The 22,156-nt window shown below is 66.4% G+C and carries 24 protein-coding genes and 1 tRNA gene; 16 read left to right on the top strand and 9 right to left on the bottom strand.

The features are described 5' to 3' along the window. Window position 1: 1 nt before the first annotated feature. From dxs to rpsI, 8 genes are all read left to right on the top strand, one after another. A complete protein-coding gene (dxs, locus tag BR78_RS0111205; RefSeq protein ID WP_029936506.1) occupies window positions 2-1,924 on the top strand; it encodes a 1-deoxy-D-xylulose-5-phosphate synthase in 1,923 nt (640 codons plus the stop codon). Between the two features lie 62 nt (window positions 1,925-1,986). Continuing rightward, complete coding sequence (locus BR78_RS0111210) at window positions 1,987-2,220, top strand: AbrB/MazE/SpoVT family DNA-binding domain-containing protein (protein ID WP_025560706.1); 234 nt, start codon at window positions 1,987-1,989, stop codon at window positions 2,218-2,220. After that, a complete protein-coding gene (locus BR78_RS0111215) occupies window positions 2,217-2,621 on the top strand; it encodes a PIN domain-containing protein (RefSeq protein ID WP_025560705.1) in 405 nt (134 codons plus the stop codon). The genes BR78_RS0111210 and BR78_RS0111215 overlap by 4 nt, the downstream gene beginning before the upstream one ends. Window positions 2,622-2,662: 41 nt before the next feature. After that, complete coding sequence (locus tag BR78_RS0111220; protein WP_029725387.1) at window positions 2,663-3,676, top strand: COX15/CtaA family protein; 1,014 nt, start codon at window positions 2,663-2,665, stop codon at window positions 3,674-3,676. Then, window positions 3,673-3,987 (top strand): divalent-cation tolerance protein CutA, encoded by a 315-nt coding sequence (gene cutA / locus BR78_RS0111225; protein WP_025560703.1) that lies wholly within the window; start codon window positions 3,673-3,675, stop codon window positions 3,985-3,987. The genes BR78_RS0111220 and cutA overlap by 4 nt, the downstream gene beginning before the upstream one ends. Beyond that, window positions 3,988-4,827, top strand: coding sequence for a hypothetical protein (locus BR78_RS0111230; protein ID WP_025560702.1), 840 nt, complete (start codon window positions 3,988-3,990; stop codon window positions 4,825-4,827). Between the two features lie 136 nt (window positions 4,828-4,963). After that, window positions 4,964-5,443 (top strand): 50S ribosomal protein L13, encoded by a 480-nt coding sequence (rplM, locus tag BR78_RS0111235; RefSeq protein WP_037566466.1) that lies wholly within the window; start codon window positions 4,964-4,966, stop codon window positions 5,441-5,443. Then, window positions 5,443-5,982 (top strand): 30S ribosomal protein S9, encoded by a 540-nt coding sequence (gene rpsI, locus BR78_RS20495; RefSeq protein ID WP_037566468.1) that lies wholly within the window; start codon window positions 5,443-5,445, stop codon window positions 5,980-5,982. Before rplM ends, rpsI begins: the two co-directional genes overlap by 1 nt. A gap of 61 nt (window positions 5,983-6,043) precedes the next feature. Here the strand turns inward: rpsI and BR78_RS0111245 are convergent, their stop codons facing one another. The 5 genes from BR78_RS0111245 to BR78_RS0111265 all read right to left on the bottom strand — a co-directional run bounded on the left by BR78_RS0111245 (window position 6,044) and on the right by BR78_RS0111265 (window position 9,802). Next, window positions 6,044-6,472: a hypothetical protein gene (locus tag BR78_RS0111245; RefSeq protein WP_025560699.1), complete on the bottom strand. Its 429-nt coding sequence runs from the start codon at window positions 6,470-6,472 to the stop codon at window positions 6,044-6,046. 9 nt (window positions 6,473-6,481) lie between these two features. Then, a complete protein-coding gene (locus BR78_RS0111250; protein ID WP_025560698.1) occupies window positions 6,482-8,131 on the bottom strand; it encodes an SDR family oxidoreductase in 1,650 nt (549 codons plus the stop codon). Next, a complete protein-coding gene (locus BR78_RS0111255; protein ID WP_025560697.1) occupies window positions 8,128-8,523 on the bottom strand; it encodes a thiol-disulfide oxidoreductase DCC family protein in 396 nt (131 codons plus the stop codon). The genes BR78_RS0111250 and BR78_RS0111255 overlap by 4 nt, the downstream gene beginning before the upstream one ends. Continuing rightward, window positions 8,520-9,200, bottom strand: coding sequence for a DUF4166 domain-containing protein (locus BR78_RS0111260; RefSeq protein ID WP_025560696.1), 681 nt, complete (start codon window positions 9,198-9,200; stop codon window positions 8,520-8,522). The genes BR78_RS0111255 and BR78_RS0111260 overlap by 4 nt, the downstream gene beginning before the upstream one ends. 62 nt (window positions 9,201-9,262) lie before the next feature. After that, window positions 9,263-9,802: a GbsR/MarR family transcriptional regulator gene (locus tag BR78_RS0111265; RefSeq protein ID WP_231478233.1), complete on the bottom strand. Its 540-nt coding sequence runs from the start codon at window positions 9,800-9,802 to the stop codon at window positions 9,263-9,265. Between the two features lie 228 nt (window positions 9,803-10,030). On the opposite strand from BR78_RS0111265, the gene BR78_RS20950 reads away from it, so the two are divergent. The 3 genes from BR78_RS20950 to BR78_RS0111280 all read left to right on the top strand — a co-directional run bounded on the left by BR78_RS20950 (window position 10,031) and on the right by BR78_RS0111280 (window position 13,604). Further along, the gene (locus tag BR78_RS20950) at window positions 10,031-11,713 is read left to right on the top strand and encodes a DUF1800 family protein (protein WP_081855734.1); all 1,683 of its coding nucleotides are present in this window, start codon (window positions 10,031-10,033) and stop codon (window positions 11,711-11,713) included. A gap of 9 nt (window positions 11,714-11,722) precedes the next feature. Continuing rightward, entirely contained in the window at window positions 11,723-13,102 is a 1,380-nt protein-coding gene (locus tag BR78_RS20955; RefSeq protein WP_025560693.1) for a DUF1501 domain-containing protein, read from the top strand. Window positions 13,103-13,163: 61 nt separating this feature from the next. Continuing rightward, a complete protein-coding gene (locus tag BR78_RS0111280; protein WP_025560692.1) occupies window positions 13,164-13,604 on the top strand; it encodes a bleomycin resistance protein in 441 nt (146 codons plus the stop codon). A 133-nt stretch (window positions 13,605-13,737) separates the two neighbouring features. Here the strand turns inward: BR78_RS0111280 and BR78_RS0111285 are convergent, their stop codons facing one another. From BR78_RS0111285 to BR78_RS0111295, 3 genes are read right to left on the bottom strand one after another with little or no spacing between them, the layout of a single operon-like run. Beyond that, a complete protein-coding gene (locus tag BR78_RS0111285) occupies window positions 13,738-14,484 on the bottom strand; it encodes a metallophosphoesterase family protein (protein WP_025560691.1) in 747 nt (248 codons plus the stop codon). Beyond that, on the bottom strand, window positions 14,481-15,329 hold the full coding sequence (locus BR78_RS0111290) for a diacylglycerol/lipid kinase family protein (protein ID WP_025560690.1): 849 nt from the start codon (window positions 15,327-15,329) through the stop codon (window positions 14,481-14,483). Before BR78_RS0111290 ends, BR78_RS0111285 begins: the two co-directional genes overlap by 4 nt. A 36-nt stretch (window positions 15,330-15,365) precedes the next feature. Continuing rightward, entirely contained in the window at window positions 15,366-16,853 is a 1,488-nt protein-coding gene (locus BR78_RS0111295; protein ID WP_025560689.1) for a DUF5597 domain-containing protein, read from the bottom strand. Window positions 16,854-16,960: 107 nt separating this feature from the next. Here BR78_RS0111295 and BR78_RS0111300 point away from each other — a divergent pair. From BR78_RS0111300 to BR78_RS0111310, 3 genes are all read left to right on the top strand, one after another. After that, window positions 16,961-17,034: transfer RNA gene (locus BR78_RS0111300), tRNA-Gly, on the top strand. A gap of 288 nt (window positions 17,035-17,322) precedes the next feature. Further along, on the top strand, window positions 17,323-17,898 hold the full coding sequence (locus BR78_RS0111305; RefSeq protein WP_025560688.1) for a hypothetical protein: 576 nt from the start codon (window positions 17,323-17,325) through the stop codon (window positions 17,896-17,898). Window positions 17,899-18,129: 231 nt separating this feature from the next. Beyond that, window positions 18,130-19,521: a M20/M25/M40 family metallo-hydrolase gene (locus tag BR78_RS0111310; protein WP_025560686.1), complete on the top strand. Its 1,392-nt coding sequence runs from the start codon at window positions 18,130-18,132 to the stop codon at window positions 19,519-19,521. Between the two features lie 180 nt (window positions 19,522-19,701). Here BR78_RS0111310 and BR78_RS0111315 read toward each other — a convergent pair whose 3' ends face one another. Then, window positions 19,702-20,457 carry a competence/damage-inducible protein A gene (locus BR78_RS0111315; RefSeq protein WP_025560684.1) on the bottom strand — a complete coding sequence of 252 codons (756 nt, stop codon included), beginning with the start codon at window positions 20,455-20,457 and terminating at the stop codon, window positions 19,702-19,704. Between the two features lie 53 nt (window positions 20,458-20,510). Here BR78_RS0111315 and map point away from each other — a divergent pair, with 53 nt between their 5' ends. Both map and BR78_RS0111325 read left to right on the top strand, forming a co-directional pair. Continuing rightward, on the top strand, window positions 20,511-21,335 hold the full coding sequence (gene map / locus BR78_RS0111320; RefSeq protein ID WP_025560683.1) for a type I methionyl aminopeptidase: 825 nt from the start codon (window positions 20,511-20,513) through the stop codon (window positions 21,333-21,335). 454 nt (window positions 21,336-21,789) lie between these two features. Further along, window positions 21,790-22,128: a P-II family nitrogen regulator gene (locus tag BR78_RS0111325; protein WP_025560682.1), complete on the top strand. Its 339-nt coding sequence runs from the start codon at window positions 21,790-21,792 to the stop codon at window positions 22,126-22,128. The last annotated feature ends 28 nt before the right edge of the window (window positions 22,129-22,156 follow it).

Here is a 22,156-nt window from a genome sequence, read left to right on the forward strand (position 1 = left end):
GATGGCCGACCTACCAAGCACGCCGCTGCTCGACACTGTCGACACGCCCGCCGATCTCCGCAAGCTCAAGCCCGCCGATCTCCGCCAGCTTGTCGACGAGCTGCGCGCCGAGACGATCTCGGCTGTGGGCACTACCGGGGGCCATCTCGGTTCGGGGCTCGGCGTCGTCGAGCTGACCACTGCGATCCATTATGTGTTCGATACCCCGCGCGACCGGCTGATCTGGGACGTCGGGCACCAATGCTATCCGCACAAGATCCTCACCGGCCGCCGCGACCGGATCCGCACACTGCGCATGGGCGGCGGGCTCTCCGGCTTCACCAAGCGCAGCGAGAGCGAATATGATCCGTTCGGCGCGGCGCACTCGTCGACTTCGATCTCGGCGGCATTGGGCTTCGCGATCGCCAACAAGCTCAACGGCCAGCCCGGCAAGGCGATCGCCGTGATCGGCGACGGCGCGATGAGCGCCGGCATGGCCTATGAGGCGATGAACAATGCCGAGGCCGCGGGCAACCGCCTCGTCGTGATTCTCAACGACAACGACATGTCGATCGCGCCGCCGGTGGGGGGGCTTTCGGCATATCTGGCGCGGATGGTGAGCTCGAACGAATATCTCGGGCTGCGCAGCTTCGCCAAGCGCGCGATCCGGCGCATCTCGAAGCGTGTCCACAACGCCGCCGAGAAGGCCGAGGAGTTCGCGCGGGGCATGGCGACCGGCGGCACGCTCTTCGAGGAGCTCGGTTTCTATTATGTCGGGCCGATCGACGGGCATAATCTCGACCATCTGATCCCGGTGCTCGAGAATGTCCGCGACAGCGAGCAGGGCCCGATTCTCGTCCACGTCGTCACCAAGAAGGGCAAGGGCTATGCCCCGGCCGAGGCGTCGGCGGACAAATATCACGGCGTCCAGAAGTTCGACGTGATCACCGGCACGCAGGACAAGGCGCCTCCGGGGCCGCCGGCCTATCAGAATGTCTTCGCCGACCAGCTGATCAGGGAAGCCGATGCGGATCCGCGGATCGTGGCGATCACCGCGGCGATGCCTTCGGGCACCGGGCTCGACCGCTTCGGCAAGGCGCATCCGGACCGCACTTTCGACGTCGGCATCGCCGAGCAGCATGCGGTCACCTTCGCCGCCGGCCTCGCCGCCCAGGGCATGCGGCCATTCTGCGCGATCTACTCGACCTTCCTCCAGCGCGCCTACGACCAGGTCGTCCACGACGTGGCGATCCAGAACCTGCCCGTCCGCTTCGCGATCGACCGCGCGGGGCTGGTCGGCGCCGACGGGGCGACGCATGCCGGCAGCTTCGACGTCACCTATCTGGCGACGCTCCCCAATTTTGTCGTGATGGCAGCGGCCGACGAAGCCGAGCTGGTGCATATGACGCACACTGCGGCACTTCATGACGACGGCCCGATCGCGGTGCGCTATCCGCGCGGCAACGGGGTGGGCGTCGCGCTCCCCGCGGTTCCCGAACGGCTGGAGATTGGCAAGGGCCGTATGGTGCGCGAGGGCAAGACGGTGGCGATCCTGTCGCTGGGAACAAGGCTGGCAGAAGCGCTCAAGGCGGCCGACGCTCTGGAGGCCAAGGGACTTTCGACGACCGTCGCCGACCTGCGCTTCGCCAAGCCGCTCGACGAGGCGCTGATCCGCAAGCTGCTCACCAGCCACGAAGTGGCAGTGACGGTGGAGGAAGGTGCGGTCGGCGGACTGGGCGCACACGTGCTCACTATGGCGAGCGATCAGGGCCTGATCGACGCCGGCCTCAAGCTCCGCACGATGCGCCTGCCGGATATCTTTCAGGACCAGGACAAGCCCGAGCTCCAATATGCCGAGGCTGGGCTGAACGGCGAGAACATCGTCGATACGGTGCTGAAGGCGCTGCGCTACAACGAAGCCGCGGTCACCGACGCGCGCGCCTGATGATTGCAGGTCACTCTTGAACGATATACATTGGCGCCATGTATATCAGCTAGAGATCGTTCATGCAGATCGCAAAATGGGGTAACAGTCTCGCCGTTCGCATTCCCGCTGATGTGGTCAGGTCTCTGGGCCTGAAAGAAGGTGATGAGATCGAGTTATGCGCGCTGGACAGCGGCGCAGTGGCAGTCGTCACCGAACAACAGCGAAGGGCGGCGATCGTCGCGCGAATGGGCGAATTGGCCCGCCCTCTGCCGGCCGGTTATAAGTTCGATCGCGAGGAAGCCAACGCGCGGTGACGCGTTCGTTCCTGGATACGAATATTCTCGTCTATGCGTATTCGTCGAACGATATGCGCATGGGAAGCGCGCAAAAGCTCATCAGCGAGGGAGGCGCGATAAGCGTACAGTGCCTTAACGAGTTTGCGAACGTAGCGCTGCGCAAACTGAATATGCCCTGGCCTGAGATTCGCGAGGCGATCGACTTGATCTGTGCGCTGTGCGCACCGATCATACCGCTGGATGCGACCCTGCACGCAATGGGCCTCGGCCTGGCGGAGAAATACCGGCTCGGCGTCCATGACGGAATGATCGTGGCGGCAGCGAGAATTGCGGGCTGTGACACGCTCTATTCCGAGGATTTGCATCACGGCCTCCTCGTGGAAGGCCAATTGCGCGTGACCAATCCGTTTCGTGAATAGCTTTCCGGCCCACGCGCCGCTAAACCTCCCGCGTGCTTCAGATGACGTCCACCGCCCGCCCCCGTTCCCTCGCTACCTGGCTCTATTCCGTCGCCGCGCTCATCGTCCTCATGGTCGTGATCGGCGGCATCACCCGGCTTACCGAATCCGGGCTGTCGATCACCCAGTGGAAGCCGATCACGGGGATCGTGCCGCCGCTCAACGATGCACAGTGGCAAGCCGAGTTCGCCAACTACAAGCGCATCCCCGAATATCAGCAGCTCAACCAGGGCATGACGCTCGCCGGGTTCAAGGCGATCTTCTTCTGGGAATATTTCCACCGGCTGCTCGGCCGGCTGATCGGCATCGCCTTCGCGGTGCCGCTCATCTGGTTCGCGATCCGCCGGCAGATTCCGCGCGGCTATGGCTGGCGGCTGGTGGCGTTGCTCGCGCTCGGCGGGCTGCAGGGCGCGATCGGCTGGTGGATGGTCAAATCGGGACTGAGCGTCCGCACCGATGTCAGCCATGTCCGCCTCGCCGTGCATCTGCTCGTGGCGCTGTTCACGCTGGCCGGGATCGTCTGGACCGCGCTCGATCTGCGCACGCTGGTGCGGAACCCGCAGGCCCGCCCGGCACGGCTGACCGGGCTCGGCGCCTTCACCGGCGCGGTCCTGTTCGTCCAATTGCTGTTCGGCGCGCTGGTCGCGGGGCTCAATGCGGGTCTGGTCACCGACCAATGGCCCCTGATGAACGGCCGCTTCTTCCCCGGCGCGACGACTGCCGGACGCCCCTTCCTCGACGCCTTGTTCAACGATCCGGCGATCGTCCATTTCGTCCATCGCTGGTGGGCGTGGGTGACGGTCGCCGCCCTGATCGTGCTCGCCCGCGCCACCCGAGGCGTGGATCGCCGCGCCTCGATCGCGATCCACACCGCCTTCGGGCTGCAGATCCTGCTCGGCATCGCGACGGTGATGTCGGGGATGAACATCACGCTCGCCGCGCTCCACCAGCTCACCGGCGCGCTGCTCGTCATTGCCACCACCTGGGGCGTGCACGCCGTCGGCCGGCGCGGATGAGCGACATCGCGCTCCTGTTCTCGACCTTTCCCAGCCGGGTCGAGGCGGAGCGCATCGCCGAAATCGTGCTCGCCGAGCGCCTCGCCGTCTGCGTGAACATCCTGGCGCCCTGCCTTTCGATCTACCGCTGGCAGGGCGCCGTCGAGCGTGGCGAGGAAGTCCCCGCATTGTTCAAGACGACTCCGCAGCTCGCCGAGCGGTTGCGCGACCGGATCGAGGTGCTTCATCCCTACGACCTTCCGACCGTCGAGGCGTGGCCGGTGAGCGCCGCCGCGGCGGTGAGCGACTGGGTCGCCGCGGAGACCGGCTGAGTGCTGCTCGCGGCCGTCCTGCTCCAGGCGAGCATCGCCGCGCCCGCCTTCGCGCCGCCGCTCGGCACGCCGCTGCGCATCGTCACCGAACGGACCGAGAGCTCGCCGGCCGAGCGGCGCTACCGGCTCGAGCGGCTGGTTCGCTTCAGCAGGGAGGGCGCGGGCTATCGCGCCGAGGCGGTATTGCTCGCCAATAGCAGCGCCGCGCCCGAAGCCTTGGGCAACCTGGTCGAGCGCGGTCTCTCCGCGCTCGCCGGCCGCGCAATCGTCCTCCACCTCGACGAACGCGGACAGGTTGTGACGGTCGACGACATGGCGACGCTGTGGGAGCAAGTCTGTCAGCGCATCGCCGAAGCCGCCGCCTCGCGGCGCGGCCTTCCCTCCGACGCCGCCTCGGCCAGGCTCGTCGCACCGCTTCGCGCCCTCCCGCCCGAGCGGCAGCGCGTGCTCCTCGCCACGCTCGTCACCGCCGCGATCATGACCGACCCATGGGAGGCTGCTGGCACCGCCACGCCGGTCCGGCTTCCCGGCGCTTCTCCCTTCGGCAACCCCGTCACGCTGGAAGGCACGCGCCGCGTAGCCGCCGCCGATGGGGGCCTGCTGCGAGCCTCCACCACCGCATCGGCGACCATCGACTTGCCCGCGCAAGCCGGCGCCCCCGCGCGTACCGGTTCGGTATCGCTCGACCGGCAGCGGGCGTTCGATCCCCGAACCGGGATGCTCAGCACCGCCACCGACACCGTCCGCAACGTCAGCGGAACCGGTGCCGCAGCGCGCGAGACGGTGCTCGTCACGCGCATCCGTATCGAGAATGCGAGCCCTGCCGCCTGGCCAGAATAGGTACAGGTATTATAATACCCGTCAGCAAACGCCCCGATTTGCTTGACTTTCGGGGCCGCCTCAGCCAAACGCCCGCTCAACCGCGCTGGCCGCAAGGCTGGCGCGCTTGCGTTTAAACCTCGAAAGGTCACAGGCCATGAAGGCGCTGATGAAGACCACCAAGTCGGTAAAGCCGACCGAAGTGGAGAAGAAGTGGCATCTCGTCGATGCCGAGGGCCTGGTGGTCGGTCGCGCTGCGACGATCATCGCCAATGTGCTGCGCGGCAAGCACAAGACGAGCTTCACTCCGCACATCGATTGCGGCGACAATGTCGTCGTCATCAACGCGGACAAGATCCGTTTCACCGGCAAGAAGCTGGCGAACAAGGTCTATTACAAGCACACCGGCTATGCCGGCGGCATCAAGGAAATCACCGCGGGCAAGGTGCTCGAGGGTCGTTTCCCGGAGCGCGTGCTCGAAAAGGCCGTTGAGCGCATGATCCCGCGCGGCCCGCTCGGCCGCCAGCAGATGCGCAACCTGCGCATCTTCGCCGGCACCGAGCATCCGCACGCCGCGCAGAACCCCGAGATCCTCGACATCGCGTCGATGAACCGCAAGAACAAGGTGGGCGCATAATGTCCGACAACCGCCAGTCCCTTTCCGATCTCGGCGCCATCGCCGCCGGTGAAGCGCCCGCGGGTGCCCCGGCCAGCGCCGACGAGTATCTGAACGCACCGGCCTCTGCGCCCGTGTCGACCACGCCGCTGCGCGAGAAGATCGTCGACAGCCTCGGCCGCGCTTACGCGACCGGCCGCCGCAAGGACGCCGTCGCCCGCGTGTGGATCAAGCCGGGCACCGGCAAGATCACGATCAACGGCCGCGATCAGGAAGTCTATTTCGCGCGTCCGACGCTGCGTCTCGTCATCAACCAGCCGTTCGGTGTCGCCGAGCGCGAGGGCCAGTATGACGTGGTCTGCACCGTCAAGGGCGGCGGGCTTTCGGGCCAGGCCGGCGCAGTCAAGCACGGCATCAGCCAGGCGCTGACCCGCTTCGAGCCGGTGCTCCGCGCGCCGGTCAAGGCGGCAGGCTTCCTGACCCGCGACAGCCGTACCGTCGAGCGCAAGAAGTACGGCCGCGCCAAGGCACGCCGCAGCTTCCAGTTCTCGAAGCGCTAAGCTTCAGGCTCAGGCAAAACGAAGGGGCGGTCCGGCAACGGGCCGCCCTTTTGCTGTCTGGTCATTCCTCGGCCGCTCTGTCGCCCGAGACTATGGCGAAGAAGGTCAGGCCCCCACACAGGCCCAGGAAGCCGAACAACCATAGCGCGCCGCTCACCTGCGTCAGCCAGCCCGCCGCATAGCGATCCGAGGGGTACTGGAAATGGTCGATCGTTGTGAAGATCAAGACCGGCACCATGCCTATGCAGGCACCCGCCAAAGCGGCGAGCCAGCCATTGGCCCATCCCCGCCGATCGAGGAGGAGATAGAGCGGCAGTCCCAGCACCAACGCGTGCCCGAAGGCGATAGCGAATGTCGTCAGCGGAACTAGCAGCAGGCGAGGCGCATAGAACGCCATCGTCAGCGCCAGCATCCCCGGCCACGACGCAGCAATGCTGGCGCCCGCCAATGCCTTCACGAGTAGGCCGAAGCGCGAATAGGGTCGGTACATTGGGTTTCCTCAGTGAAGCCGGATTTCGTGCTGCGCGGGGCCTTGGTCGGCAGTGGCATCCAGCCAGCCCGCATAGTGAATCACTTCGCCGATCAGCGGCAGGCGCACGCCGACCTCGAAGCGGAAACGTCCGTCTTCCTGCCATTCGCGCGCCGCGATGCGCGGGCCCAGCGCGCGGGGCATCGGCAGCCTGAACAGGGTCCAGCGTCGCAGAACCATCCGCAGCCCCGTTTCATCGGAGGGAAGATCGAACGCGAAACGCAGCGGACCGAAGCGTTCAGCGACACCTTCTCCGGCCTGCGCGAGCTCGCTGGCGAAGCGATGCCCGCCAAAGTCGCGGGTCCAGCGTTCCTTGCCGCCGCGCTCCGTAAAGCCGACATGGACCGGATAGTCGCCGCTCGGCGGGAAGCGCATGATGCTGCCGATCAATCGCGCAAGCGGATGGCCGCCGCGCGCCACATGCCCCTCGCCCGCCGCGCCGCCATCGCCATGCACCTCGTGCATCGCGCGAACCGCTCGCGGCAGCACGTCGAAACGCGCGCCCATCGCCCGGGCATAAAGCGGGGCCACTTCCCGCTCGTGCATCTCGTGGCCGATCGCCAGCGGCGCGAAGAGCGGCTCGAACTGGTCGAGCGTCAGCAGATCGGCCGCGTCGCGAGCGCCGGGTGCGATGCGGCCCGACAATATCTCTTCGGCGAGGATCGCGGCGGCGAAGGTGGGGATTTCGGGCCCGTCACCGCGGCTGGCGACCAATGTCCAGTTCCGCTCGATGCGCCCGCCACACAGCGTCACCGACATTGCCGAGCAATCGCTGCCGATCCGCCGCGTCAACCGCTGGATCGGGATCAGCCAGCGCACGGTCCGATCGAGCGAGGCAACCCAGCCCCAACGCACCGGCCAGCTCGCCAGCCATAGTGCCAGCATCTGGAAGCCCAGCTCGGTGCCGGCACGGAAGGTCACCGCCGGGCGCCCGGGCAGCATCGCGGGCAGCAGATCATGCGCAGGGACGTCGGCCAGTGCTACCCACCGACGCAGCGCCGGCTGGCCGGCAACCGCGAAACGCTCGCGGCGCAATTCCTGCCAGCCATATCCCACGCCCCACCGCCGCCCGCGCCACAACCGCAGCGGCTTGCCGACATAGCTCAGGATCGCCCGCGCCACCGACGCACCGCCCACCGCGCGATTGGACGCGCTGATCACGATCTCGACCTGCGCGACCGAGTTCATCCCCTCCGCCAGCTTGCGCGCCACGGCGCCGGACAGCGCCGGCTCGCTGGAGGCGCCGGCAATCACCGCGACCCCAGCCGCCTTCGCCGCTTTGTCCAGCCTGCCGATGCCCGTGACGAAGGCGCGTGCGTCGGCGAGGTCGAGATAGGGTATCCGCATCGCGATGCAGGCCTCGGGCACTGTGTAGCCGCAGTCCTGGAACGGCCCCGCGGCATCGATCACCAGATCGGGCCGGATCCGCGCCATCGCCATACCGATTCCGTTGGTGCGATCGGCTACCACCGCCTCGCAACGGTCGAGCCCCGCGCAGAACGCGACGCCTTTGTCCGCGCTGCGCCCGGCGACGACCACTTCATGCCCGGCCGCGAGCAGCCGCCGCGTCAGCCGTGCACCGAAGCCGCCATAGCCGCCGATGACGAGGACGCGGCTCACAGAATGCGGCTCCGCTGCGCCGCATTGGGCAACCAGCAGGTCTCGCGCCGCCCGAACAGCCGGTAGCGATGCCGCGCCACCCAGCGATATGCCGGATCGCGCAACGCTCTCGGAACGATGGCGAACACCCCCGCGGCACGCCACGGCCAGCCCAGCCCTCGCCAGATCGCGAGGACAGCATCGCTGTCGCGCAGAGCCCGGTCACCCTCGACAAGGATCAACGTGTCGGGATTCGCCGGGTCGATGCCGAGGGATCGATAGATCGCCGTACCCGCTTCGCTCTGCATCGAGGCGAGCAGGAAATGCCCCGCGCGATCGTGGCGCAGCACGAACTGCGCATGGCCCGAGCACAATACGCACATGGCGTCGAAGACGATGACGGGCCGGGTCACGCGGCTTCCCGCGGATCGGCGAAGATCGCGAGCTGGTGGACGAGCTCGCCCAGCCACGGGTGGACGAGGTCCAGCGTGAAGGCGAAATGGCCGTGTCCCAGATCGGTGTGCCCAACGACGAGATGCCCCAGCACCGCATTCGGGATGCGCAGCCGCAGCGCGCCGAGCCGCAGGAAATAATGGTCGCTGACGAACAGCAGCGCCCCGCCCTCCTCTTCGAGCCGAAGCGCGATGCCGAGGCCGAGCCCGAGATATTCCTCGAGCCCGGTTGGTCCGGTGAACCTTTTGGCGCTGTGGATAACCTGTGGAAAACCGTGCCGCCGGCCGTATTGGCGAGTCCAGTACTGGTTCCAGCCGTCGCGGTCCGCGGTCACGCTGACACTCGCCGCGACGCCGGTATCGGTGCCGAGCGGCAGGGGCGCTCCTACCACCCGCGCGAGCTGGGCGAACAGCCAGCCCGCCCGGCTCATCCGGCACTCGGCGACTTCGCCAACATAGGTGACACACGCGCCCTCGCCGATCTTCCGCAGAAAGCGCCGGCGCACCGCCGGCGGGAGGAACAGCCAACGCGCGCCGAGCAGCCGCGCGAACGGGCTGTCGCCTTCGGGCCGGACCGGTGCCACCGCCGGCTGCCACGCCACATAGCGCCCCAGCGCCGCTTCGACTGCAATCCCCATTGTCAGCTCTTTCTGTAAGGACGGAAACTCCTGGTCGCAGCTCCACTGCGGCCGCCTTCCACTCAGCTCTCCTTGGAACGCCCTCCCGGCAGGAACGACAGGACCCTTTTGCCCATCTTGATCAACAGCATCAGCCGGTTGGGCGGGATCGCGATCATTTGCTGGTACCAGTCGTCGACCGTCACGACGAAGTCGTGCATCGCCGCGATCCGCTCGCGCGCCACTCGGCTGATCCGCGGATCGGCCTTGGCCTCGTCGGTGCATATGCGGAGCGCCGCGACGGCGGGATCGATCTCGCGCTCCTTGCGGCCCTGCGCGATCCGGGTGAGCATCTGCATCAGATCCACCTCGGCCTCATAATGGTCGCGGCGCTCGCCCATCACCGGCACGCGCCGGATCAGCTTCCAGCCGAGCAATTCCTTGAGGCTGTTCGAGGTATTGCTCCGCGCGATCCGCAGCGTCTCGCTGATCTCCTCGGCATTGAGCGGCCGATCGCTGAGATAGAGCAAGGCATGGATCTGCGCGACCGAGCGGTTGACGCCCCATTGGCTGCCCATCTCGCCCCAATGCAGCACGAACTGCTGGACGGCAGTCGGGAGCATTGCGCTGTTATCTTTAATTTCTGTCATGACAGAAATCTATGACAAGCAGATGTGGAAGTCAATGGGCTCGTACGCTTTCACCGATCAGAGCCGCAAGCGGATCGCCCGACGAGGAATGAAGCTCTGGCTAAAATTTCCTTAGGTATTTCTACACGTTGTCGGATTAACCACGCCCCTCTATGCATAAGGGTGCAGGTTGCGCGGGGCGCAGCGGCGGGGGATTATCCAGTGTTTGGACCACGCGTATCGGCTGCGCTCGGCGTAGCGCTTGTCACGTTGCTTGCGGGTTGCGGCGGCGGGAGCAGCAGCACCGGCACGTCCGCCGGGGGCGTGGTCTCTGTCACGCCCGCACCCACCCCTACACCGACCTTCACGGAAGGCGACGCCGCGCGGCTCGCCAAACAGGCGAGCTTCGGACCCACGCCTGCACTCGTCGCCCGGATCAAGGAGCTCGGCGTCAACGGCTGGCTCGACGAGCAGTTCGCCGCCACCGGAAGCACCTATTCCGATCTCGCCGTCGAGGTCCGGCGCGACTTCTGCACCAGCGGCGACACCGTCTGCACCCGCCAGCATTTCTCGCGCACGCCCGCCGCGATGCGCTTCTATGCCGATGCCGTGATGGCGCCCGATCAGCTCCGCCAGCGCGTCGCCTTCGCGCTCGGCCAGATGGTCGTGGCCTCGGAAGCCGAAGTGAATTCGGCCGCCGGCATCGCTGCGTTCAACCAGATCTTCCTCGACAACGCCTTCGGCAATTTCCGCGACGTGCTCGCCCGCGCGACGATGCTCGGTTATATGGGCGACTATCTCGACATGGCCGACAGCAACAAATCGGCGCCGTCGGAGAATTATGCCCGCGAGTTCCTCCAGCTCTTCTCGATGGGCCCCGACCAGCTCAACATGGACGGCACGCCAAAGCTCGACGCGACCGGTGCCCGCCAACCCAACTACACCTCCGAAGATATTCGCGGCGTCGCCCGCGCGCTGACCGGCTGGACCTATGCCCGCCTCGGCGGCGCGGCGATCACCGACGGCAACGCCCGCGATTATTCGCAGCCGATGATCTCGGTGCCGACGCGGTACGACAACACCGCCAAGTCCTTCCTCGGCACTTCGGTGGCCGCCGGCGCGACGCAGGAAGCCAGCGTGGCCGCGGTCGTCGACGCCGCGTTCAACAATGCCTCGACCGCCCCCTTCGTCGCGAAGTTCCTGATCGCCCATCTCGTGACGCCCAATCCGACCCCGGCCTATGTCGGCCGCGTGGCGGCGGTGTTCGCCAATAACGGCAGCGGCGTGCGCGGCGACCTCAAGGCCGTGGTCCGCGCGATCCTGACCGACGCCGAGGCGCGGGGCGCACCCGGCGCAGCCTCGGGCAAGGTCAAGGAGCCGGTGCTGCTGATGGCCGGCCTCGCCCGCGTGATCGGGTTCACCACCGACGGCTATGTCTTCGTCAATCGCGACACCAGCATGGGCCAGCCGGTGATGCGTGCGCCTTCGGTGTTCAACTTCTACCCGACCGATTATCCGCTGCCCGGCAGCATTACGCTGAAGAGCCCGGCGTCGAAGCTGCTCAACACCTCGAACGTGCTGCGCTGGCACAATTTCGTCTATGACTGGACGATCGGCGGCGACGCCACCCGTGCGGAGTTCGCGCTCGACGCAGGGCTGCCCAATTCGTCTCTGACCCAGCCGCTGTGGAGCGGATGGGAAGCGTTCGGCACCGATCTCGACTCGATGGTCGCGCGGGTCGACCTGCTGATGTTCGCGAACACGCTGACCCAGACGCAGAAGGATGCACTCAAGGCCGCGGCCGCTGCGATCACGCATGCCGACCCGCTGATCCAGGCGCGGAAGCGCGCCCAGATGATGCTCTATATCGCGGCATCGAGCCCGCTCTTCCTCGTCGACCGGTAAGGAATACAGATGTCCCTTTCCCGCCGCGATTTCACGCGCCTCGTCGCCGGCACCGGCGCTCTGGCGGCCATGGGCCAGCTCGGCCGCACCAGCGCGATGGCCGCCCCCAATGGCAGCTATCGCGCGATGGTCGGCGTGTTCCTGTTCGGGGGCAATGACGGCTGGAACATGGTGATCCCCACCGATGCCCGCCACACCACCTATCTCGCCTCGCGCGGCTCGGTCGGCATCAAGGCGCCGGCGCTGACCCCGCTGACCAACGCCGCCTACGCCCTGCACCCGTCGATGTCGGCGCTCCGCCCGCTCTGGGACGAAGGCAGCCTCGCGCTGGTGCTCAACGCCGGTACCTTGTTCGCGCCGCTCACCAAGGCGGCTTATCAGTCGCGCCCCGATCTGCGTCCGACCAACCTGATGAGCCACTCCGACGAGCAGGCCCATTGGCAGGGTCTGCGCGCGCGCGACGTCAGCATCGACGGCTTCATGGGCCGCATGACCGACCGCATGACCGCAACCTCGACGCCGTCGATGATCTCGCTCGCGGGCTCCAATCTCGCGACGATCGGCCGGACCAGCGCGGCACTGGTGCTGCCGTCCACTGGCACGCTCGCCCGCAGCGGCTACACCACCGGCGGCAGCGCCGCCAATCAGGCGAAGAACGCCGGCATCGACGCCTTTGCCGGCGGAGCGGCCTATGGTGCGATGACCGAGACGACCGCGCGCGACATCAACGGCGCTTATGGCCAGGCGGTCACCGCCAATACGATCATCAGCGCAGCCAGCGCGCTCGACGGCTATTTCGTCAATCCGGATACCGGTGCGGCGCTCACCAGCGACGTCGCCCGCCAGCTGATGCGCGTCGCGCGGATGATCGACGCGCGCTCGACGCTCGGCCATGACCGCCAGACCTTCATGGTCAGCCAGGGCGGGTTCGACAATCATTCGGGCCAGGTGAACGGCGGCAACAACGATACCGGCACGCATGCGAACCTGCTTCGCGAGCTCGCCATGGCACTCGCCGGCTTCCATCGCGCGATGCAGTCGATCGGCATGGCCGAGAACGTAACCGCCTTCACGATGAGCGATTTCGGCCGCACCTTCAAAGGCAATGCCCAGAACGGCACCGATCACGCATGGGGCAGCAACCACCTCGTCGTCGGCGGCAACGTCACTCCTGGCGGCATCTTCGGTGCCTATCCCGATCCGGTGATCGGTGGCCTGCAGGACGTCAGCAACGAAGGCCGCTTCATTCCCGCGGTCGCGCAGGAGGAATATATCGGCGCGATCGCACGCTGGCACGGCGTCAGCGATGCCGACATGCCCTATGTCTTCCCCAACTGGTCGACATGGAGCACCGGCGGCCGCGGCCCCTTAGGGTTGTTCCGCGCTTAACGGCGTTCCTACACCCTTCCTTCCCCATCCCGCTGCTATGTTGGGCCGGAGGGAGCGAGGCATGGAACTTCACTACCGCGGCATGACGGGCTCGGATATCGCCGACACGGGAGAGGCGCCTGTGTCGAACCTCTTTCGCATCACGCCTTTCATGCATGTGCCCGACATCGATGCGGCGGTACGCTTCTTCACCGATATCCTCGGGTTCGAGTGCCGCTTCCGCCAGGGCAGCTATGCCTATGTCCAGCGCGAGACTGCGGCGTTCCGGTTGAAGGAGAATACCGGTGACGAGGGCGCTCCGCCGGGCAATCGCCGCTTCTGTTACTATGTCGACGTCCGCGACGTCGATGCGGTCGCGGAGGAGCTGCGGCCAAAAATCCCGCTGCTCAACGACGGCGACATCTACGGCCCGATCGACCAGATCTATGGCCAGCGGGAATTGATGGTGATGGCGCCCGACGGGAACCTGCTGGTGTTCGGACAGGATTTGACGCGGAGCTGACGCCTCTGCATCTTCAACGTCACCCCGGCCTTGTGCCGGGGTCCACCAGGCCGCTTGGGAAGAGACGAGAGGCGTCGAGGGTGTCGTTCGCCGCACGGTGGATCCCGGCACTTCGGCCGGGATGACGAGATTCCTAAAGCGCCACGCTCCCCTCGCCCTTGAACCGCGCCACCGTCTCGAAGCTGGCGCCGTCGATCCGAATCTCGTTGAACGACGGCGGATGCGCCCGGACGCGCTCGGAGAGAGTACCCGCACCGATCAACCGCACCGTGCGCCCGTCCACTTCATGCGCGATGTCGAACGGATCGTGGACATGCCCCGTGAGCACCGCGTGCGCGCCGGCCGTCGCCAGCGCCTCCAGCGCTCGTCTTCCATGCCGCGTCATCGACGTGGCCATCGTCCCGGCCTCGACCAGCGGGTGATGCGCGGCGACGAAGACCAGGTCGTCCTTCGGCACCGCCTCCACCAGCGCCAGCGATTCCTGCAGCGCGCGCGCGCTGACATAGCCCTTCGCCCAATTGAGCCGCCACTGGAAACGCGCAGTGGTCTTGAGCGGCACGACGCTCACGCCCTTCACGTCGAGCGGTTTTTCGATCATGTGTTCGAGCGCTTGGTAGCGTTTGTACGGCGTGAAGAAGCGCGCCCACAGGTTGAAATAAGGCAGATCGTGATTGCCGACCTCGACCGTCACCGGCCGCCTTAGGCTCTCCAGCCATTTCGCCGCGGCAGTGAACTCGCGCGATCGGGCCCGCATGGTGAGATCGCCGGTCATGATCACCGCATCCGGCTGCTCTTCCTTCACCTTGCGGCCGAACCAATCGATCGCCTCGCGATCCTCGCGCCCGAAATGGACGTCGCTGACGTGAAACAAGCGGGTCATGTCGCAGGCACCTCCTCGTCCTTGCGGGTGGCGATGAACGTTTCGAGGCTCTTGCCCGATCGGATCGGCACGCGCGGGGCGAGCGTCACCGGTTCGCCGTCGAACAGCGCCAGCACCGGCTTGCCGCCGCGCACGCGCAGTTCCTCGGTCCACGCCTCGCTCACTGCGTGCGCCGCGACCCAGTCGCCGCTCAGCCATTCCCAGCCGAGCTGGACGATCGACTTCCAGTCGCGCGCGTCGACCGCGGCGACCTCGAGTCCGCGCAGATCGGGAGTGACGAACACCGCCTGATAGTGATCGCCGAGACCCTTCGCGCCTTCGACGCGGATGCCGCGCTCGCCGAAAGTCTTGCGCAAGGCCCCGCGCGCCGCGGCGATCAGCCGCCGGAAGGTGCCGCTGCGCATCGCCTCGCGCGCGCGGAACCACGAAGCGGCGGGGCCGAGGATGAGTCCGACAAAGGCGCGATGCCTGCCCGCCTGCACATAAGGCAGCGCGACGCGGCGATCGCATGTGCGCGCGGCGTGGAGGATTTTGTGCGGATCGGTCTCGCTATGCAGCCCCCTGGCGAGCAGGTTCATCGTGCCGCCGGGGAGGATGAGGAAGGCGCCTTCCCAAGTCTCCAGCGCGCAGAGTGCGGCATTGATCGTGCCGTCGCCGGCGAACAGCACCACCGTGTCGACCCCGGCGCCATCGAGTTTCGCTGCTTCGGGCAGCTTCTGCTCGGGAAATTCGGTGCGCCCGGCCAGCTCGAGCCCGCTCTCTTCGAACAATGCCTCGAGGGCCTCGCATTTGGCGCGGGTGGCGGTTCCGGAATTGGGATTGGTGATGAACCAGAGATTCTGCATGTCGCCGCAACGCGCGAGCGGCTTTTTGGTCGCTTCTCAGCCGTAACGATATAGCCGCACGCGCTGGACGCCCTGTGTATCGGGCGGCAGCCGGACATGACGCCCCTGATGCGTCTGATCGCCGTTGAGTACGCGCCCCGATACCCATTTCCCGTCGACGAACCTGCCCTCCTCGACCCGATCGAGCCCGGCACGCCCCTTTCCGTCCGCGGGTTCGACGGTGACGGTGATCCCGGTCCCGGCAATGAGATAGTCCTCGCCCCCGAGCCACAGGATCATCCCGCCATGCTCCGCGGGAACCTGCTTGTCTTTCGGCGTCCACGGATCGACGAAGCTGACGGTGAAGCGATAGCCACCGAGCGTCTGTATCTGCGGCGTTTCGTCCACTGCCCCCGCGAACGTCACCGGCGGCGAGAAACCGAGGATGCGACCGGTCGCCTGGGCGCGGAGGATCTCCGGCGCCATGCTCTCCAGCAATCCATATAGTCCGCCCAGCTTCGCCGCGCCGGCGCCGTCGACGCTCTCGATCGAGAACGGGCTGAAACCGATGCCGCGATGCCGGGCGATCACGCCGAAGGCATTGGCCGCGGCGCGCGGATCGCCGGCATTGTTCGCCTCCGGCACGAACAGCGGATTGCCGGGCCGGACATAGCCCGCGACGATGTCGGCGAAGTTGGGGAAATAGATGTCGGGCGCGAGGAAATCGAGCGACGGTGCCGCCTCGCGCCACACGTCCATCAGATGCGCGAGCGGACCGCCGCTCGGATACTCTCCCGGCAGCTTGCCCGGACGCCCTTGCGCGCCGTTGACGTACATCGGCAACGGGTATTCGCGCTTGCCCGCGCGCGTCACCGCTTCGGTGAAGCGCGCATAAGCGTCGGCGGTGAATGCCTCCTCCGATCCCTTGAACTTCGCGAACGCCGCGTCCGCGGCTGCCCCGCGCTCGCGCACGGTGGGCAGGAAGCCGATCTCGTTCTCGACCTGGATCATGATCACGGTATGCCGGGCGCCGTCGACCTGCTTCAGATGCCGCATCAGTGCGGCGAAGGCCCTGGCGTCGGCATCGCGGGTGGCGGGGCCGAAGGCCGAGAGGATCTCCTGCGCCTTGCCGTCGGCGCCGATCGTGCGCGGGAAGCGCCGTTCATCGCGCTTCACCCATGCCGGCACATAGGTCGACATCGAGTTCTTCCAACTGCCGAACCACAGGAACACCAGCCGCAGATCGTGCGCGCGCGCATCCTCGATCAGCCAGTCGACCGTCGTGAAGTCGAAGCGGCCCTCCTGCGACTCGATCAGCTCCCAGCTCACCGGCGCGAGCACGGTATTCAAGTGCATCGCCTTGAGCCGCGCCCAATGTGGTCCGAGCCATTCCCGCTCCGACGCGCTGGAATTGCCGAGCTCGCCCCCCAGTATGAGGAACGGTTTGCCGTCGACGATCAGCTGGCCGTCCTTCAGGTGCGGGATTTGCGCCGCGGCGGGGACTGCGATGAGCAGCAGGAAGAGCGAAGCGAGCCAACGGATCATGCCCCTCCATCTCCTGCGGCGAGCAAAGCCGTCAAGCCGCACCCTTTGCCAGACATCGCATTCGCGGATTGACCGGCCGCCCCGCCCTGTGGCAACCGGGCTGCCGCGCGGGCGTAGCTCAATGGCAGAGCAGAAGCTTCCCAAGCTTACGACGAGGGTTCGATTCCCTTCGCCCGCTCCAGCACTGTCATACCTGGCCTTGTCCCGACAACCTTCGCGGCGACTCGTCATTGGCCGCGGGAGATGCGCGCGACCGCGCCGAACGGGTTGCCCCCGGGCGTTGCACAGCGCGCAGGGATTGTGGCACCACGCCCCAGAGTCAGAAACGAAAAAGACGGTGGCGATTACGATCGACGTCAAGGTCGACCTTGCAGTCTGCCTTCGGGCACTCTGCCTCGGCTTCCTCCTTATGTCGTGAGGACAGGACCGGGCTTCGGCCTGCCTTTGTCATTTGTGGGGGGGAACGGAGTTGCTGGAGGGATTCGCGGGCGCAGTGTTCGCCTTCATATTCGCCGCTTGCTATGGCGAATTTGAGCGCCACAGGCGCAGAAAAGCCACTCGGCTCGCTCTGGCGACGGAAATCGCAACCATCGTTCAATTGATCCAAGCGAACGGCTATATCGGCCTTCTTGAGGATCACGCCCAATTATACGCTGCGCCCGATGCCCCGGAAGCGGTCGTTGATCCCTTCGTGATCACCGCCCGCGAGGGGTATTTCAAGGTCTATGAAGCATCGGCCAGCTCGATCGGCGACCTGTCAGAGGAATTGGCGATGTCGATCGTGTCGTTCTACCAGGGCGCAAGTGCCCTGATCGACACCTTTTCGTCCGAAGGCGCGGCAGTTCAAGTGGGCATCCCCGCACCTGCCGCGGTGGGCTTTTACCGCACTCTGGCAACGAGGATGCGGAACCTCATCACACTGGGAAACGATATCGTCCCGCGACTGGCAGGGTCGGACTACCTCCCCAAGATCCAGAAAGCCGCAGCGGAGCTGCTGGTGAAATTTGAGACGCCGGTCGGGTCGCCGCAGGGTGCCAGGGAATAGTGCAACAGGCCTCGAGGCCAGCGGCAACCCGGCTTCGCGCGCCGGTCAGCCGCACCGCGCCATCGCCTGACCCGAATGCCCGCGGTGCCCTCCTTGAAAGTGGAGCGGCGGATTGACGAAGCGCTGTGCCTCGCTACTGGCGAAAATCCGGAAATTAATCCGGTGGAGCCGAAGGCGGGATAACGAGCATATCCCCCACCCGCTCCAGCCTCTTGATCGGAGCCCCGCCTTATGCGCCACCTCGCGGTTTTCCTCGCAGTGGCGCTCGCCGCCGGTTCGGCGCAGGCGCGGAACAATCCGCAGGCCGAGACGCAGGCGCTCGAATTGCTCAAGCGCGGCATCGCCTTCCGCAGCGTAGCGGGGCCGGGCAACCAGACCTTCGATTATGCGAACTATCTGAAGTCCCAGCTCGTCGCGGGCGGGTTCGCCGACGCCGACGTCCGCGTCGAGAGGCTCGGCGACACCGCCTTTCTGGTCGCGCGCTATCGCGGCACGGGCAAGGCGAAGAATGGCGCGAAGCCGATCCTGATTTCCGGGCACATGGACGTGGTGGAGGCGAAGCCGGCAGATTGGGAGCGCGATCCGTTCACGCCGGTGGTCGAGAACGGCTATCTGTTCGGGCGCGGCGCGAGCGACAACAAGTTCGACGTCTCGACCTTCGTCGCTTCGATGATCCAGCTCAAGCGCGAGGGGTTCAAGCCGGGCCGCGATATCGTGATGCTATTCTCGGGTGACGAGGAGACGGGGATGAAGACCACCGCCGCGCTCGCCGGCGAGTTCCACGACGCCGAATTGCTGCTCAACATCGACGGCGGCGGCGGCGATCTCGACGAGAGCGGCAAGCCGCTGATGTTCGGCGTGCAGGGAGCCGAGAAGAGCTATGCCGATTTCGAGCTGAGCGTCACCAACCCCGGCGGCCATTCGAGCGCCCCGCGCAAGCCCAATGCGATCTACCAGCTCGCCGCCGCGCTGCAGAAGATCGAGGCCTATGAGTTCCCCGGCCAGGTCAACGAGATCACCAAGGCGAGCTGGGCCGCCACTGCCGCCCGGACCGCGGACCCCGCGCTCGCGGACGCGATGCGCCGCTTCGCCGCCAATCCCGAGGATGCCCGGGCCCGCGCGATGCTGCGCGCCGATCCTGGCTTTGTCGGCCAGACCGGCACGACCTGCGTCGCGACGATGGTCAATGCCGGCCACGCCACCAATGCGCTGCCGCAGCGCGCAACCGCCAACGTCAATTGCCGGATATTCCCCGGCACACCGATCCCCGAGGTGCGCGAGAAGCTCGCCGCGCTGATCGCAGATCCGACCGTGAAAGTGACCAAGGTCGAGAGCGGATCGGTGCCGAGCGACGCGTCGCCGCTGCGCCCCGATCTGATGAAGGTGATCACCAGGGCAGTGCACGCGCGCTTTCCCGAAGTATCGGTAGTGCCGGTAATGTCCGCGGGCGCCACCGACAGCATGTGGTTCCGGGGGCGCGGCGTGCCGAGCTACGGTGTCAGCCCGCTTTTCATGAAGTCGAGCGACAGCTTCGCGCACGGGCTCAACGAGCGGATCCCGGTGGGCGAAATCGGGCCCGCGATCACTTTCTACAAATCAGTGATCAGCGCGCTCTCGAAATAACGGCGGATCCAGCGCCTCGGCATTTAGCTCCCCTCCCTGCTTGCAGGGAGGGGCTGGGGGTGGGTGCGCGCGTCTGCGCGCCAAAAAACTCCTCGCCTGGCACCGAGCGTCGAGCAGGGCATCGAGCCCTGCCCAACGCTACCCACCCCTAACCCCTCCCTCGCAGGGAGGGGAATTAGGCTAGATCCCGCCGTCGACCGGTTCCCTGCCCGATGCGCGCAGGCCGGCGATCAGCGCCACGACCGTCGTGTCGATCAGCGCCTGCTCCGTCGCCCGCACGACGAAATTCGCGCCCACGCGCCCATCGCGGAAGAAGGGATAGCTGCCGATCGCCACGCCTTCATGCGCGTGCTCGGTCTCGCGCAGCATCTCGGCAATCTCGCTCTCCGCGACCCACGCCCCGACGGTGCGCGACAGCACCGGCAGCCCGCCTTCGAGCGTGCCGGTAAGCGCGTCCAGCATGCCCGCAGTGATATGCGGTACGCCGGCGAGGATGAAGAGATTGCCGATGCGGATCCCCGGTGCGCCCGACATGCGATTGGGGATCAGGTCGGCGCCTTCGGGCACGCGCGCCATGCGCAACCGCGCATCGGTGAGGCCGCCGCGGGTCTCGTAATAATGCTCGAGCATTGCCCGCGCTTCGGGATGCACGATGACCGAAACGCCCAGCGCCGCGGCGATCGCGTCGACGGTGATGTCGTCGTGCGTCGGCCCGATCCCGCCGGTGGTGAACAGATAGTCGTTGCGCGCCCGGAGCGTGTTGACCGCCTCGACGATCGCACTCTCGACATCGGGCACGATCCGCACTTCGGCGAGCCTGATGCCCTGCACGTTGAGCCAGCTCGCGAACTGCGCGACATTCTTGTCCTGCGTGCGCCCCGAGAGGATCTCGTCGCCGATCACCACCAGTGCCGCGGTCCAGATGCGCTCGCTCATTTGCCCGGACTAGAGCCTCGCAAACCGCGGTGCAAACGCCTATATCGTCCGCCATGACCGAATATGTCACCGTCACCGAAGACATGCCGCAGGCGCGCGACGGCGCGATCAAGCTCCACGGGCCGGCGGGCTTCGAAGGCATGCGCAAGGCCGGCCGCCTCGCCGCCGAGATCCTCGACGCGCTGGTGCCGCACGTCGTGCCCGGCGTCTCGACCGAGGAACTGGACGACATCGTCCGTAACATGACGATTGCGGGCGGCGGTGTGCCGGCGACGCTCGGCTATCGCGGCTACACGCACAGCTGCTGCATCTCGATCAACCATGTCGTGTGCCATGGCATCCCGTCCGAGCGCACGCTCAAGGACGGCGACATCGTCAATATCGACGTCACGCCGATGCTCGGCGGCTGGCACGGCGACACCAGCCGCATGTATTTGGTCGGCGACGTGCCGATCAAGGCGCGCCGGCTGGTCGACGTGACTTATGAGTGCCTGATGCTAGGGCTCGAGCAGGCGAAGCCGGGCAACCATCTCGGCGACATCAGCCACGCGATCCAGCACCATGCCGAGAAGCACCGCTACGGCGTCGTCCGCGACTTCTGCGGCCACGGCCTCGGCCAGGTGTTCCACGATGCGCCCGAAGTGGTGCATGTCGGGCGCCCCGGCACCGGCCCCGAGCTGCGCCCGGGCATGTTCTTCACCGTCGAGCCGATGATCAATATCGGCCGTCCCGACGTGAAATTGCTCGATGACGGCTGGACCGCCGTGACCCGCGATCGCTCGCTCTCCGCGCAGTTCGAACATTCGGTCGGCATTACCGAGACCGGTTGCGAGATCTTCACGACCAGCCCCAAGGGACTCCACAACCCGCCTTATTGATAGCGAAGCCGCATCCCCCTTCCTTCTGCCGGTGGGAGAAGTGGCACAGCTTGCTGCCAAGCAGAGATAAAGTGAAGTACTCACGTCACCCCGGCCCTGAGCCGGGGTCCCGCTGCCTTTGGCTGAGCAGAAGAAGCGGGATCCCGGCTCAAGGCCGGGATGACGAAATATATCAGCGGCCTGTTTGGGGCTTCAACCTAAGCCCCGCCGAAGAAGTGGACCCAAGTCTGCGCACCCTCTCCCGACGGGAGCGGGGATGTCGGTACTCAACGCCCGCCATTCACTCCCGCGCCGTGCCCCCGAATAAGGCATTCATTCCGCCGCTGCCCATTTGGCAGGCACTTGTTAAGCTTCGCGCGGCGTGCGACCCGAGGGGCATCCCCGACTCTGCCTCTGGCACGGATGTTGCCAGACGCGCGCTACGGGGACTGCCTCATTCCTGTTGGGGGAACACGTGAAAAAGATCGAAGCGATCATCAAGCCGTTCAAGCTCGATGAAGTGAAGGAGGCGCTGCACGAGGTCGGCGTCAGCGGGATCACCGTAACCGAAGCCAAGGGCTTCGGCCGCCAGAAGGGCCATACCGAGCTCTATCGCGGCGCAGAATATGTGGTGGATTTCCTCCCCAAGGTGAAGCTCGAGGTCGTGGTCGACGACAGCCTGGCGGACCGCGTGGTCGAGGCGATCGCCACCGCGGCGCAGACCGGCCGGATCGGCGACGGCAAGATTTTCGTGATCCCGGTCGAGACCGCGCTGCGCATCCGCACAGGCGAGCGCAACGAAAACGCGATTTGACGCGGCGCAGCAACCTTCTAGTGCTGCG

This window comes from Sphingomonas sp. UNC305MFCol5.2 (genome assembly GCF_000712135.1).
Lineage (GTDB): Bacteria > Pseudomonadota > Alphaproteobacteria > Sphingomonadales > Sphingomonadaceae > Sphingomonas.

What these genes read in the sequence shown, in the direction of transcription:
- rplM (WP_037566466.1), top strand. Translation starts at nt 4,964, where the DNA reads ATGAAGGCGCTGATGAAGACCACCAAGTCGGTAAAGCCGACCGAAGTG.
- cutA (WP_025560703.1), top strand. Translation starts at nt 3,673, where the DNA reads ATGAGCGACATCGCGCTCCTGTTCTCGACCTTTCCCAGCCGGGTCGAG.
- BR78_RS0111265 (WP_231478233.1), bottom strand. Translation starts at nt 9,802, where the DNA reads ATGCTCCCGACTGCCGTCCAGCAGTTCGTGCTGCATTGGGGCGAGATG.
- BR78_RS0111260 (WP_025560696.1), bottom strand. Translation starts at nt 9,200, where the DNA reads ATGGGGATTGCAGTCGAAGCGGCGCTGGGGCGCTATGTGGCGTGGCAG.
- BR78_RS0111245 (WP_025560699.1), bottom strand. Translation starts at nt 6,472, where the DNA reads ATGTACCGACCCTATTCGCGCTTCGGCCTACTCGTGAAGGCATTGGCG.
- BR78_RS0111315 (WP_025560684.1), bottom strand. Translation starts at nt 20,457, where the DNA reads ATGAGCGAGCGCATCTGGACCGCGGCACTGGTGGTGATCGGCGACGAG.
- BR78_RS0111285 (WP_025560691.1), bottom strand. Translation starts at nt 14,484, where the DNA reads ATGACCCGCTTGTTTCACGTCAGCGACGTCCATTTCGGGCGCGAGGAT.
- BR78_RS0111290 (WP_025560690.1), bottom strand. Translation starts at nt 15,329, where the DNA reads ATGCAGAATCTCTGGTTCATCACCAATCCCAATTCCGGAACCGCCACC.
- BR78_RS0111310 (WP_025560686.1), top strand. Translation starts at nt 18,130, where the DNA reads ATGCGCCACCTCGCGGTTTTCCTCGCAGTGGCGCTCGCCGCCGGTTCG.
- BR78_RS20955 (WP_025560693.1), top strand. Translation starts at nt 11,723, where the DNA reads ATGTCCCTTTCCCGCCGCGATTTCACGCGCCTCGTCGCCGGCACCGGC.
- map (WP_025560683.1), top strand. Translation starts at nt 20,511, where the DNA reads ATGACCGAATATGTCACCGTCACCGAAGACATGCCGCAGGCGCGCGAC.
- rpsI (WP_037566468.1), top strand. Translation starts at nt 5,443, where the DNA reads ATGTCCGACAACCGCCAGTCCCTTTCCGATCTCGGCGCCATCGCCGCC.
- BR78_RS0111210 (WP_025560706.1), top strand. Translation starts at nt 1,987, where the DNA reads ATGCAGATCGCAAAATGGGGTAACAGTCTCGCCGTTCGCATTCCCGCT.
- BR78_RS0111220 (WP_029725387.1), top strand. Translation starts at nt 2,663, where the DNA reads ATGACGTCCACCGCCCGCCCCCGTTCCCTCGCTACCTGGCTCTATTCC.
- dxs (WP_029936506.1), top strand. Translation starts at nt 2, where the DNA reads ATGGCCGACCTACCAAGCACGCCGCTGCTCGACACTGTCGACACGCCC.
- BR78_RS0111295 (WP_025560689.1), bottom strand. Translation starts at nt 16,853, where the DNA reads ATGATCCGTTGGCTCGCTTCGCTCTTCCTGCTGCTCATCGCAGTCCCC.
- BR78_RS0111280 (WP_025560692.1), top strand. Translation starts at nt 13,164, where the DNA reads ATGGAACTTCACTACCGCGGCATGACGGGCTCGGATATCGCCGACACG.